The organism is Flavobacterium sp. AC267, assembly GCF_979258715.1.
Map to the genome: position 1 here is coordinate 2,837,472 of NZ_OZ409875.1, position 12,729 is coordinate 2,850,200.

General features: G+C 33.9%; 13 protein-coding genes and 3 pseudogenes. 6 read left to right on the forward strand and 10 right to left on the reverse strand.

Annotated features, from left to right (window positions below; translation table 11 throughout):
• The first annotated feature begins 27 nt into the window (after nt 1–27).
• A complete protein-coding gene (locus tag ACZZ95_RS14855) occupies nt 28–264 on the forward strand; it encodes a hypothetical protein (protein ID WP_463469637.1) in 237 nt (78 codons plus the stop codon).
• Nucleotides 265–435: 171 nt separating this feature from the next.
• Here the strand turns inward: ACZZ95_RS14855 and ACZZ95_RS14860 are convergent, their stop codons facing one another.
• The 4 genes and pseudogenes from ACZZ95_RS14860 to rlmD form a co-directional block, all read right to left on the reverse strand.
• The gene (locus ACZZ95_RS14860; RefSeq protein ID WP_463469638.1) at nt 436–1,248 is read right to left on the reverse strand and encodes a DUF6048 family protein; all 813 of its coding nucleotides are present in this window, start codon (nt 1,246–1,248) and stop codon (nt 436–438) included.
• On the reverse strand, nt 1,220–1,549 hold the full coding sequence (locus tag ACZZ95_RS14865) for a DUF6452 family protein (RefSeq protein WP_463469640.1): 330 nt from the start codon (nt 1,547–1,549) through the stop codon (nt 1,220–1,222). The genes ACZZ95_RS14860 and ACZZ95_RS14865 overlap by 29 nt, the downstream gene beginning before the upstream one ends.
• A complete protein-coding gene (locus tag ACZZ95_RS14870; RefSeq protein ID WP_463469641.1) occupies nt 1,533–1,754 on the reverse strand; it encodes a hypothetical protein in 222 nt (73 codons plus the stop codon). Before ACZZ95_RS14870 ends, ACZZ95_RS14865 begins: the two co-directional genes overlap by 17 nt.
• Before the next feature lie 9 nt (nt 1,755–1,763).
• Nucleotides 1,764–3,177, reverse strand: a pseudogene (gene rlmD / locus ACZZ95_RS14875) (23S rRNA (uracil(1939)-C(5))-methyltransferase RlmD).
• 331 nt (nt 3,178–3,508) lie between these two features.
• Between rlmD and ACZZ95_RS14880 the strand changes: the two are divergent.
• Nucleotides 3,509–4,384, forward strand: a complete 876-nt coding sequence (locus tag ACZZ95_RS14880) for a sensor histidine kinase (protein WP_463469642.1) — start codon at nt 3,509–3,511, stop codon at nt 4,382–4,384.
• A 50-nt stretch (nt 4,385–4,434) separates the two neighbouring features.
• On the opposite strand, the gene ACZZ95_RS14885 is transcribed toward ACZZ95_RS14880, so the two are convergent.
• The 3 genes and pseudogenes from ACZZ95_RS14885 to epsC form a co-directional block, all read right to left on the reverse strand.
• A complete protein-coding gene (locus ACZZ95_RS14885; RefSeq protein WP_463469643.1) occupies nt 4,435–5,421 on the reverse strand; it encodes an aldo/keto reductase in 987 nt (328 codons plus the stop codon).
• A gap of 140 nt (nt 5,422–5,561) precedes the next feature.
• A pseudogene (gene cysM / locus ACZZ95_RS14890) lies at nt 5,562–6,451 on the reverse strand (cysteine synthase CysM).
• A complete protein-coding gene (gene epsC / locus ACZZ95_RS14895; protein ID WP_463471685.1) occupies nt 6,451–7,242 on the reverse strand; it encodes a serine O-acetyltransferase EpsC in 792 nt (263 codons plus the stop codon). Before epsC ends, cysM begins: the two are co-directional and overlap by 1 nt.
• Before the next feature lie 215 nt (nt 7,243–7,457).
• On the opposite strand from epsC, the gene ACZZ95_RS14900 reads away from it, so the two are divergent.
• Nucleotides 7,458–8,135, forward strand: coding sequence for a DUF1003 domain-containing protein (locus ACZZ95_RS14900; protein WP_463469644.1), 678 nt, complete (start codon nt 7,458–7,460; stop codon nt 8,133–8,135).
• A gap of 225 nt (nt 8,136–8,360) precedes the next feature.
• Here the strand turns inward: ACZZ95_RS14900 and ACZZ95_RS14905 are convergent, their stop codons facing one another.
• Complete coding sequence (locus ACZZ95_RS14905) at nt 8,361–8,627, reverse strand: DUF2752 domain-containing protein (RefSeq protein WP_463471686.1); 267 nt, start codon at nt 8,625–8,627, stop codon at nt 8,361–8,363.
• Between the two features lie 124 nt (nt 8,628–8,751).
• Between ACZZ95_RS14905 and ACZZ95_RS14910 the strand changes: the two genes are divergently transcribed.
• Both ACZZ95_RS14910 and ACZZ95_RS14915 read left to right on the forward strand, forming a co-directional pair.
• The gene (locus tag ACZZ95_RS14910; RefSeq protein ID WP_463469645.1) at nt 8,752–8,925 is read left to right on the forward strand and encodes a hypothetical protein; all 174 of its coding nucleotides are present in this window, start codon (nt 8,752–8,754) and stop codon (nt 8,923–8,925) included.
• Between the two features lies 1 nt (nt 8,926).
• A complete protein-coding gene (locus ACZZ95_RS14915) occupies nt 8,927–9,478 on the forward strand; it encodes a Smr/MutS family protein (RefSeq protein ID WP_095953279.1) in 552 nt (183 codons plus the stop codon).
• Nucleotides 9,479–9,624: 146 nt separating this feature from the next.
• Here the strand turns inward: ACZZ95_RS14915 and ACZZ95_RS14920 are convergent, their stop codons facing one another.
• On the reverse strand, nt 9,625–10,614 hold the full coding sequence (locus tag ACZZ95_RS14920; protein ID WP_463469646.1) for a hypothetical protein: 990 nt from the start codon (nt 10,612–10,614) through the stop codon (nt 9,625–9,627).
• An 87-nt stretch (nt 10,615–10,701) separates the two neighbouring features.
• On the opposite strand from ACZZ95_RS14920, the pseudogene ACZZ95_RS14925 reads away from it, so the two are divergent.
• Nucleotides 10,702–11,828, forward strand: a pseudogene (locus ACZZ95_RS14925) (cysteine desulfurase family protein).
• A 109-nt stretch (nt 11,829–11,937) separates the two neighbouring features.
• On the opposite strand, the gene ACZZ95_RS14930 reads toward ACZZ95_RS14925, so the two are convergent.
• On the reverse strand, nt 11,938–12,498 hold the full coding sequence (locus ACZZ95_RS14930; RefSeq protein WP_463469647.1) for an L-threonylcarbamoyladenylate synthase: 561 nt from the start codon (nt 12,496–12,498) through the stop codon (nt 11,938–11,940).
• Nucleotides 12,499–12,729 lie beyond the last annotated feature (231 nt).

Here is a 12,729-nt window from a genome sequence, read left to right on the forward strand (position 1 = left end):
TAACTTTGTACCTCAAAAAAGAAAAAAATGTCAAAACTACAAGTAAGAGCTTTTTTATATCAATTAGGAACTTTCGCAATTCTATTTATTTTAGTACGATTTATAGTTGCCGCATATACAGGATTAACTGGATTTTGGATTCCGCTGACTGCTTTTGTGGTGGCTACGATTATTGGTCCAAAATTTCAGGCGGTAAAAACCAAAGAGGGAGAAAAACTTTTTATGAAATGGATTTTCGTAAAAGGAATTAAAGAAATAGGGTAGGTTAAGGAACTAAGGTTCTAAGATACTGAGGTACTGAGGTTCTAAGGTTCTGATACTTTGAGATTTTAAGTTTTTGACTGAAATAAAAAGCCGCCAATTCTTAAATTGGCTGCTTTTTCAATCTCAGCACCTCAGCACCTTAGTGCCTCAGTACCTTAAACTCTAAGTACCTTATTTTTTCTCAATCTCTTGGATTTGTGGTATTTTTATTTTTTTCTTGTAAATTGGAATGAAATAAGAAACAGTATAATTAAAACCAACACCAAAACTTCCGTCATATGTTCTATTGAAACCTGGAATATAAAGATTGTCAAAACCGCTAGGTTTTTTATTAGTTGCCAGAAGTTTTAGCTGTACGCCAAAACCAACAAAAATATTGTCAAAAACCTCCGCTTTTAATCCCAAAGCAACCTCAAGCCAGCTAGCAGAAAGTCCGCTGTATTTTTGATTTACATCTACAGCAGGCAATTCTCCCCAATACGGATTAGGATTATAAATTTTATAGCTGTTTAGATCTTGGCTGAAAGAACTAAAACCACCACGAAGACCAATTGTGATTAAGTTTTCCATGTCGAGCCAGTTTTCATAAAAATTATAATCAAAACCTGCTTTAATATATGTTCCAGAAGCCGACGAATTTAATCGGTCGTCATCTGTTGTTTTATTTTCATAACCCAATTCTGCCGCCAGATAATATTTTTTTGTTAATCTCCAGTCTCCGACAAATTCCACACCTTTATAATCTTTATCATAAAGACCGCGAGTAAGTTTGTATAAATCAACACCAACACGAAGACCGTAACGATCTGTTTTTATAACGCTGTCTTTTTTAACTTCCTGAATTTGTGGTTTGGCGACTTCCGTTTTAGGTTTTGCCGTTGTGGTTTCCTTTTTTACTGTAGTCTCAGGAATTTCTTGAGCCTGTCCTAAAAGCACTGAAAACAATAAACAAAAACTAGAAATAAACTTCAATGTGTGTTTCATCTTCAGATTCAATATTAGGGTTTTTTAATTGTACATCAGTCATCCAAACACTGTCTCCATCTGGATCTGTGCGTAGAAATTCGCTTCCGGGCTTTAAATCAAAAATAGTTTTAAAACCACAAGCTCTAGATACATATACATTTTGGCCAGTGTAGTTAATAGTTAGCACATCCGTATTTAGATTTGTGCTGGTTGCGTTATAAATAAATTTATAAGTAACTGTACTGTCATTAACTTTTAGAGGAATTGATACTGTTGAACCGCTGGTCAAATATCTTGTTTCATCATCTTCTGCAAGCATTTTCGTTGAAAACAATTCCCTCGTCCATGCCTTCACCAATTACTTTTAAATTGCTGACATTTTTAGTTCTTGTAGGGTTGGCGCTATCGTAAAATGTAATTACCAATCTTGGTGTAGTTGGAGTACTTCCATCGCAGATATCATCTTTCTCACAGCTTGATAAGCCAAAAGTAAAGAGAAGCAAAATAGAGATTATTTTTTTCATGTATATTTTCTATCGAAGTTCTAAAAGTACAACATTTTCAACATGATGCGTCTGCGGAAACATATCTACAGGTCTAACACGTGTAACTTTGTATTTTTCATCCATTAAAGCTAAATCACGAGCCTGAGTTGCAGAATTACAGCTTACATAAACGACTCTTTTAGGAGCGATTTTCAAGATTTGTTCTACTACATCTTTATGCATTCCGTCGCGAGGCGGATCTGTGATAATTACATCAGGTTTGCCATGTCTGCGCTATAAAAGCTTCATTAAATACAACTTTCATGTCTCCAACAAAAAACTCGCAATTGGTAATATTATTGCGTTCTGCATTTGCTTTTGCATCAATAATTGCTTCTGGAACACTTTCTACTCCAATTACTTTTTTTGCTTTTTTAGAAACGAATTGAGCAATTGTACCTGTTCCTGTATATAAATCATATACGACTTCGTTTCCAGTTAGATCTGCAAAATCGCGGGTGATTTTATACAATTCGTAAGCCTGGTCTGAATTGGTTTGATAGAAAGATTTTGCATTAATGCTAAATTTCAAACCTTCCATTTCTTCCAAAATATAATTTCTTCCTTTATAAAGAACAACATCTTGGTCGTAAATGGTATCATTTGCTTTTCCGTTTACAACGTATTGCAATGAAGTAATTTGAGGAAATTTCTCGTATAAGTGATCTAAGATTAATTCTCTGTTTATTTTGTCTTCTTCAAAAAACTGAATTAAAACCATAATTTCTCCAGTCGAAACAGTACGAATCATTACAGTTCTCAATAATCCAGAATGTTCTCTCGGATTAAAAAAAGCTAAATTATGTTCGTTTGCAAAGGCACGGATTTCGTTACGAATTGCATTCGAAGGATCTTCTTGTAAGTGACATTTATTGATGTCCAGAATTTTGTCCCACATTTTAGGAATATGAAATCCCAAAGCATTTCTATTTCCTAAATCTTCTGTGCTTTCAATTTCTTTTTCTGTAAGCCATCTGCTGTTAGAAAAAGAAAATTCCATTTTATTTCTATAGAAAAACTGTTTTTCAGAACCTAAAATGGTTTCAAATTCCGGAAGTTCAATTTTTCCTATTCTTTGTAAGTGATTTTTAACTTCATTTTGTTTGAATGCAAGTCGCTGGCTGTATTTCATATTCTGCCATTTGCAACCTCCGCAAACTCCAAAATGTTCGCATACCGGCTCTACTCTGTAATCAGATAATTCATGAAATTTTACAGCTTTACCTTCGTAATAAGCTTTTCTTTTTTTAAATGTCTGCACGTCAACCACATCTCCAGGTACCACATTCGGAATAAAGATTACTTTTCCGTCCGGTGCTTTGGCAACTGAAACTCCTTTTGCACCAGCATCAAGAACTTGAATTTGATGAAAGACAACTTTGTCTGTATTTTTTCTTCCCATAGCGCAAAAATAAGCCTTTGAAAACTTTTACAAATTTTATTTTAAAAATATTTTAGAAATTCTTCAAAAAATTAGTTTGCTAAGCTTTAAAAGTTAATTTTGTTTACCCAAATTTGCCCATTAAAACTAGAATTAACCTACAATATTGTTGCTTTTTATGAAGTTGTACCACAAGCTCTCCCAAATCAGCTTTCTGAAAAAAAGTTATGCATTTAAATTTTTATTTGTTGCTTTTATTGGGATTCACATTCCTTTAATCGGAATATTGTTTTTTGTTTTATACTTTGAATACAGTATTTCGCCAACCTCAATACTGGTTTTTTCGTTAATAATGACTTTGCTTGCCACGGCGATAACACTTTTAGTTTTAAATAAGCTTATAAAACCTATTGCAACTGCTTCAAAAGCTTTAGATGATTATCGCAGTACCAGAAAATTATCTGTTTTACCAACAGAATATTCAGACGAAGCAGGATTACTTATGTGTAATATACAAGAGTCTATTTATGAAGCAGAAAATTTTATTAATGAGAAACAGGATTTAGTATATATGCTTTCGCATGATTTGAAAAATTTTGCTGGAAATCCGCAGGGTCTGGCCAAATTAATTATAAGCGAAAATCCTTCAGACTCCGTAAAAAATCTGGCAGAATTAATCTGTGAATCAACTGATCTACAGTTTCGATATATAGAAAATTTTATTAAACTGTTAAAAGAGCAGGATGAAGTCGTAAAAGTTAATCCAGAGATAAAAACAGTTTTATTTCCTAATATTTTTCCTTTTATAAATCAGCAGGTAGAACAGCGTTTATTCGATAAAAATATAAAATTGAATTTGGTTTTAGAATGTGTTGAAGCAAAACTAAAAATTGACGAAGGTCTTCTGATTCAGGTTTTGGTTAATTTGATCAGTAATGCGGTTAAGTTTTCTTACTTTGACAGTGAAATCAAGGTCAGAATTTTTTCTGAAGATTCAAAATTGATTTTAACTGTTCAAGATTCTGGAATAGGCTTCGATAAAAATCAGATTGAAGAATTATTTAAAAAGTTTACCAAAATGAGTAGACTTGGAACTGCCAGCGAAGGTTCTACAGGAATAGGGTTGTATTTATGCAAAAAAATCATAGAACGAAACAAAGGCCGATTGAGTGCTACAAGCGAAGGTAAAAATAAAGGAGCCGAATTTAGAATTGAGTTTGATATATAAAAAAGGTTATTAAGAATGTAAATCTTAATAACCTTTTTTTGAGTAAAATATTACCAAAGCTGGTGAACAGACGGTTTAATGTATTCATTATATATTTTATTCATTTCTGAAATTTGTTCCGAAGTTAATTTAGGAGTATCATAAACCGATAAATTCGATACAACATGATCGACTTTTGATGCACCAGGAATAATACAGCTGATTTCATTAAAACTTAAAATCCACTGCAAAGCAATAGGAGCAAGGTTTGGTGTTTCTGGAAATAAGGCTTTTAATGCTTCAACCACTTGTAAGCCCAATTCATAATCAATTCCAGAGAATGTTTCTCCTTTATCAAATGCTTCTCCGTTACGATTAAAGTTACGATGATCCTGAGGATCAAAAGTTGTTTTTTCGCTAAATGTACCCGTTAAAAGTCCGCTTGCCAATGGAACTCTTGCTATAATTCCAATATCTTTCTTTTTAGCTTCAGAGAAAAATAATTCAGATGGACGCTGGCGAAACAAATTGAAAATAATCTGAACAGTCGTTACATTAGAATATTCTATTGCTTTTAAGGCTTCTTCGACTTTTTCCACACTTACGCCCAGATTAAGTATTTTTCCTTGTTCTTTTAATCGGTCAAAAAGTTCAAAGATTTCAGGACGATAATATACTTCTGTCGGCGGGCAGTGCGGCTGAATAAGGTCGAATGTTTCTAGTCCGGTTCTTTTTAAACTGTCTTCCACAAATTTCTGAAGCGCTTTTGGGGTATACCCTTCATTTACATGCGGGTTTACCTGACGGCCGCATTTTGTTGCAACATAAATTCGTTCCGATCGAGATCGAACCACTCTGCCGACAGCAGTTTCGCTTAAACCATTTTCATAAACATCGGCAGTATCAATAAAATTAACGCCATTGTCAATAGCGGTATTCAAAAGTTCATCTGCAGTTTTATCATCAAAACCCGATCCCCATTTCCCTCCAACCTGCCAAGTGCCAAGTGAGATTTCAGAGATAGTAAAGTTTGTTTTTCCTAGTTTTCTGTAGTTCATTTTTTTTTTTAAAGGTTCAAAGGCTCAGAGGTGCAAAGTGGCAAAGGTTTTTTTCGAGGCTCAAAGCTTCAAAGGCACAAAGTTTTTGGACTTCTGTAAAACCTTTGCACCTTTGAAGCTTTGCAACTTTGAACCTTTTTCTAATCAAATAAATCCGAAGACAAATAACGATCGCCTCTATCGCAGATAATGGCAACCACAACTCCAGATTCTAATTGTTCGGCAATTTTGAGGGCAACCGCAACAGAGTCAGCCATGCTCATTCCAGCGAATACGCCTTCTTCAAGAGCTAGTCTTTTTGTCATTTCGCGTGCTTCTTCTTCACTTACGTCAACAACGGTGTCCACTTTCGAAGCATCAAAAATTTTAGGAAGATATTCTTCCGGCCATTTACGAATTCCAGGAATTTGAGAACCGTCGCTTGGTCGCGCACCGATAATCTGAACGTTTGGATTTTTTTCTTTTAAATAAGTCGAAGTACCAATAATAGTTCCCGTAGTTCCCATTGCCGAAACAAAATGGGTTACAGTTCCTTCTGTGTCATTCCATATTTCAGGGCCGGTTGTTTTATAGTGTGCTTTCCAGTTGTCGTCATTCGCAAACTGATTTAACATCAAATAACCGCCTTGTTCTACTTTTTTATCAGCATAATCACGAGAGCCAATAATTCCTTCGCTGGCAGGCGTTAAAATAACTGTGGCGCCATAAGCACGCATCGTTTGTGTACGTTCTTTTGTAGAATCTTCTGGTAAAACCAATTCTATTTCTATACCAAATAACTGCGCAATCATTGCAAGGGCAATTCCAGTATTACCGCTGGTTGCTTCAATTAATTTGTCTCCTTTTTTGATCTCGCCTCTCTCTAAAGCGTTACCGCGATCATATTATATGTCGCTCTGTCTTTTACGCTTCCGCCGGGATTGTTTCCTTCCAGTTTCAGTAAAAGCTTTACATTTTTATTTTGAACCAAATTGACGGTTTCCATCAAAGGAGTATTCCCAATTAGGTTTAATAATTTCTGTGGACCCATTATCTTTTTTCTTTTATTTTAACTTCTGTTGTAGTGGTGTTTAATACTATCGAATCTTCAGGGATTGATTTTGTTACCCATGAATTTCCTCCAATAACACTGTTTTTGCCTATTATTGTGCCTCCGCCCAAAATTGTGGCATTGGCATAAATACAGACATTTGCTTCAACGGTAGGATGTCTCTTAGCGTTTTTCATTTCTTTGCTTACGCTAAGTGCGCCCAGCGTAACACCTTGATAAATTTTGACGTGTTTTTTAATTACCGTTGTTTCTCCAATTACAATTCCAGTTGCATGGTCGATAAAAAATGGCGAAGCAATATCTGCTCCGGCATGAATATCTGTTCCTGTAATTCTATGCGCATATTCGCTCATTAAACGAGAAAACAATAATAAATCTAACAAATACAGTTCGTGGCTTAACCTGTAGATGGCAATGGCATAAAAACCGGGATAGGCCAAATAAACTTCGTCAATGCTGTTTGAAGCGGGATCGTTTTCTAAAATATACGCGGCATCTTGATTTAGTTTTTCTAAAACACTCGGCAGTTTTTCTAGAAACTTATCCCAAATCGATTCGCATAAATTTTCTGGTTTTTTGCAGGCTAAAACAGCGATTTCTTTAAAACATTTTTCGAGTTCATCAATGCTTTCATCTAATGCCGCATTAGAATCAAAAAGGGTGTAAAAAAGCTTTTCTGTAAAGTCTTCTGTTTTGGTTTTAATGCCGTAGTTTATGTGCGAATGGCTCTTTAGAGCCTTTATGTTTTGTATGATAGTGTCTTTTGTCACAATGGTAAAAATGAATGAATAATTTTGGAACGTTAAAAGTAAGGCGTTTTTTGGAAATAAAGTCACGATTTAACTAAAGAAATTTTCTGTAGAATGCTCTATTTGTGATAAAAAACCAAAGCCAGAACGTTCTTATTTATGTAATTCTTAAGAAGTTTATTGCGTAAATTAGCCTTCAAAACATAAAAAAATGAAAAATAATCAAACATTTAAGAGTGCAATTTCGGGACTTTCTTTTTTCTGAAAATGAGAAAATAAGCGGAAAATCAATTCATGATCCTATTTTGGGTTTAATCAAACAAGAGTTTCCTAACTTTAATGATGAAGACTGTATTGCTGTAAATGAATTAAATGTGTACCGCCAGAAGTATATTTCAAATTATCTCTCTACAGAAATTGGAGCGCTTTCGGCAATGGAGAAGAATGTAATTTCGTCATTGAAACAAGATAAATCGATTGTCAGCATTGTGGAAGATGAAGAAGAAAATAGAAATTTTGGACAGAGAATTGCCGATAAAGTAGCCGATTTTGGTGGAAGCTGGACTTTTATTATTTCATTTGTTGTTTTTATTACTATCTGGATTGCTTCAAATGTTTTTCTTTTTTTGAATAAAGGTTTTGATCCGTATCCGTTTATTCTTTTAAATTTAATTCTTTCCTGCGTTGCGGCCTTGCAGGCGCCGGTAATTATGATGAGCCAAAATCGCCAGGAAGAAAAAGACAGAAATCGTGCTAAAAAAGATTATATGATTAATCTAAAATCGGAATTGGAAATTAGAATGATTCACGATAAAATTGATCACTTGATTATGCATCAGCGACAAGAATTAATCGAAATTCAGAAAGTGCAAATCGAGATGATGAATGATATTTTGGATCAGATTAAGAAGTGAAAGTTAGTTAAAATTCCAATTCCGAAGTCTCGGGATAAATTCCAAATTCCAAAAAAGAGCGGAGCGATTTTTAGAAAATCTAAAATCTAAAATCTAAAATCTAAAATCTAAAATCTAAAATCTATCCCGAGGCTTCGGGACTAAAATCTATCCCGAGGCTTCGGGACTAAAATCTATCCCGAGGCTTCGGGACTAAAATCTATCCCGAGGCTTCGGGGCTAAAATCTAAAAATAAAAGTGTTTGAAGTAATAACCTCCCAGCATAAAAATGAGATTTACAACAGCCATTTTCCAAACTAATTTTTTGTAATTTTTAGATTTGTCTAAAAAATGAAATGTTATAAAAACGAAAAGTAAAAGGCAGGTAAATATCGCTGGATACATTTTAAAAGCGACTAAAAACTCGCCCTGAAAAAGTAAGAATAAAGAGCGCTGAAATCCACAGCCCAGACACTCAAATCCGAAGATGGTTTTGAACAGGCAGGGGATCATATATTTTTCTAAACTCACAGCAGATCTTTTTGCAATTTTACTAAAAAAATATGACAAACGTTTGGAGTAGAATAGAAGTACTACTTGAAAGTTTTATACTTTTGAAATCTTAAACTTTGATTTGATGAAAGCTTTTAAAATTATAATAATGATTCTTGCGATTTCGGTTGCGTTCTATGAGCAGGTTTCAAAAGAAAAAAATATCTATATCATGATAATTGCCATTGTAGTTTTCATGTTTGGAATGATGCGACTGAGCGCAAAAACACCAAGTAAAAATAACGATAAAGAAGAGTAGGATGCTGGTAAAAGGAGATAAGGTTTCTGTACTTGACGAAGCCATAAACGGAACAGTAGTTTCGGTTAAAAACAATGAAGTTTTAATTGAAACTGAGGATGGATTTATGATGACATTTTTTGTCAATGAGTTGCTTAAAATTCAGGATTCCAGTAATTTAATGAATTCTATTAAAAGAATAGATTTAGAACAAGTTTCAAAAGAAAAAACAGAGCCAAAACCAAGAAGTTTTGTCAAAGAAAAGAAAGAAAAACGCGATGTCGGCGTTCCAGAATTTGATTTACACATCGAAAAATTGGTTCCAAATAAACGAGGTATGTCGAATTATGATATTTTGACACTGCAGACCGAAACGGCAAAAAGACATATCGAATTTGCGATTCGAAACCGCATTCCGAAAATCGTTTTTATTCATGGTGTTGGTGAAGGGATTTTAAAAGCAGAATTGGATTTTTTATTAGGCCGTTACGACGGAATTGATTTTCAAGATGCCAATTATCAAAAATATGGCCTTGGTGCAACTGAAGTTTATTTTAGACAAAATAATAAATAAGATTGGTTTTAAACGCTTAGAATATCTTATTTTAAGGCATAAAAAAACGTCTGTTTTTCTATCTGATTTAGTTTAAAATCAGTTTCGAAAAACAGACGTTTTTTGTAAGAATTATTTTTTAAGATTATACTGAATAATCTATAGTTTTAATTAGCGGTATTAACTTCAATTTTTCCAAGAAGAAAACTGCTTCCTAGTTGAAAACTGCTGTTGCCTCTTTCTAAAGCTACACTTTTAAGAACAATAGTATGGGTGTAAGTAGTTCCAACTAATGTTGTTGTTACCTCAATAATTCCTTTATCTCCTGCACCAATTTGCCCAGTCCAAGTTTGCTCTACAACTGGAGATGATGATGTTGGAGTACAGATATTATCTTCTGTAAATATCCCTGTTTCTGCTTTTGCTGTTTTATAAAAAACCTTGTTCATTGTAGTGGTTATTGCACTTCTTCTTGGCTCGTTAGCAGGTGTAACTGTATTTACAAGTAAGGCCGGATCAATATCTTCAATTGACAAATAAAACGAAGTATTGTAATTAAATATCCTTTTTACGTTGGAACAAGAATAAGCCAAACCGCTTGTATTGGTTCTAAAAGTCAGAGTAGCTGGAGTTACAGTTGTGTTGTAAGTTCCGAAAACATATTTAGCCTGAGTTTGATCTCCAGATGGTTTTGCAAATGTCACATTATTAATTATAATACTATGCTCATAACCTGTAATTCTTGTACCGTCATCGTTGGCATTTTTTTTGTCAATTTGGGTACTTTGAATTGTGATTATTCCGTCAGTAGCAATCCATTCTTCCATTACCTTTGGAGTACTTGGCGGAATTGCCCCGCAAATATTGGTCGCGGTAACTGTTCCATCATAGGCTCTGTAAACTACACGATATAGTCCGTTACCTTTTGCATCAATTGGATATTCGTAATATCCATTATCATTAATTATTTTATCTTGTGGCAATTGCAGTAAAAGGGCTTCTTGCGCTTTTAATTTGTAAATTAATGTATTCGTTAATGGATCACAGGCTTGAGAATCAGTAACGCTTTCAAAATCTATTGTTTCTACTATTAAATCTCCATCATCGCATCCATTCAATAAAAAGGCGAATAATAAAAGAGTCGCATATTTTTTCATCGTAAAATTTATTTGGGTCAAAAATAGTGAAAAAAATGGCAAATGATATTTAAGATTTGACAATTGATATTTCTTAACTTTGTGCCGATGAAAAAAGTATATCTAGATAATGCCTCAACAACAGCAATACGTCCCGAAGTAATTCAGGAAATGACAAAAATAATGGCCGAGGATTTTGGCAATCCGTCGTCTACTCATAGTTTTGGACGAAATGGCAAGACAATTTTGGAACTTTCCAGAAAAAGTATTGCTAAACATTTAAATTGTACTGCCCAAGAAATAATTTTTACTTCTGGAGGCACCGAAGCTGATAACTGGATTCTGCGTTCTGCTGTTGAAGATTTAAAGATCGAGCGAATTATTACTTCTAAAATAGAACATCATGCTGTTTTGTATCCCGTTTTGGCACTTCAGGAAGAATACAATATTCAGGTTGATTATGTAAATATAAATTCTGATGGAAGTATAGATTTAACGCATTTATCAAATTTATTGTCTGATGAAAAAAAGACATTGGTGAGTTTGATGCACGTTAATAACGAAACTGGAACCATTTTAGATTTAGACAGAGTAAGTGTTATTTGTAAGCAGTATAATACCTTATTTCATTCTGATACGGTTCAGTCTATTGGAAAAACAGAAATCGACCTGCAAAAGACTTCAGTTGACTTTATTTTGGCTAGTGCACATAAATTTCACGGACCAAAAGGAATTGGTTTTGCTTTTATTCGAAAAAATTCGGGATTACAGCCATTGCTTTTTGGAGGCGAACAGGAAAAAGGGCTTCGCGCAGGAACAGAAGCTGTACATCAAATCGCCGGAATGGCAAAAGCTTTGTCAATTTCGTATGAAAAATTGGAGGAAGAAAGAGCTTACATTTCAGACCTGAAAAAATATCTTATTTCGCAGACTTGAAATTCATTTCCCAGATTTTAGAATTAACGGCAAAAAAGAGGGTTTTTATAATATCATCAATATCATTCTGCCTTTTTCATCAGATAAAACTTCGATCGTTGCTTTTTAGTTTAGACATGAAAGGAATTGCGGTTTCAAGAGGAAGCGCCTGCCAATCTGGAAGTATAAAACCTTCACACGTTTTAAAAGAAATGCTTTCAGAAGATGATTTGAAATTACCAAATCTCCGAATTTCCTTTAGTCATTACAACACAAAAGAAGATATCGACTGGCTGATTGAGAGTTTAGAGACAATCTAAGATGCTAAGGTTCTAAGAGGCTGAGATTCTAAGTTTTTTATGAAAATATTCTTCGACTTCGCTCAGAATGACATTAAGGAATTGTCAGGCTGAGCGAAGTCGAAGCCATTTATTTACGGATTACTTTTACCTGAGAATCGTTCGTTAACTTGATTATTGTAGACGATTTTCCGTTGATTTTATCTTGGTTTAATTTTACAACATAATCCACTCCATTTATAATTTCTGGGCTTATATCTTTAAAAGCAATAGGTGTTGGTTGTCCCGAGATATTTGCCGAAGTTGAAACTAAAGGTTTTTTCATTCTTTCCATCAATTTGAAACAGAAAGGTTCTTTTACCAATCGAACACCCAGCGATTTGTCGGCGGCAATAATATTTGGGGCAACATTTCTCGCATCATCAAGGATTAAAGTTGTTGGCTTGTCTGATAAATCCCAGATCTGCCAGGCAACTTCTGGAATGTTTTTAAAAACATTGTACATCATTTTTTCACTATTCATCAAAACAATCATGCTTTGAGTCTCTGCACGTTTTTTGAGTTTGTAGATTTTAGCAACCGCTTCAGGATTAGTTGCGTCACAGCCAATTCCCCAAACAGTATCTGTTGGATAAAGAATGATGCCGCCTTCTTTAATAACTTCGTAAGCGTTGATTATTTCTTCGTTCATTGTAAAAAGTAATAAGTAATTGAGGCACAAAAATAATCTTTCTAATTGGTAAAAAGTTTAAATTTAATTTACAATAATTAGTTTTTGTAATTTATAAGATTATTTTTGTCCTGAAGTTCAGATTTTCGCAGGAAATTTTCGCTTAAATCTTAAAAACAAGATTAATCTTAAAATACCACATGTCTAAAAATACAGTAAAAATTGTTATTCCAGTTTATAAGGAATATTTTG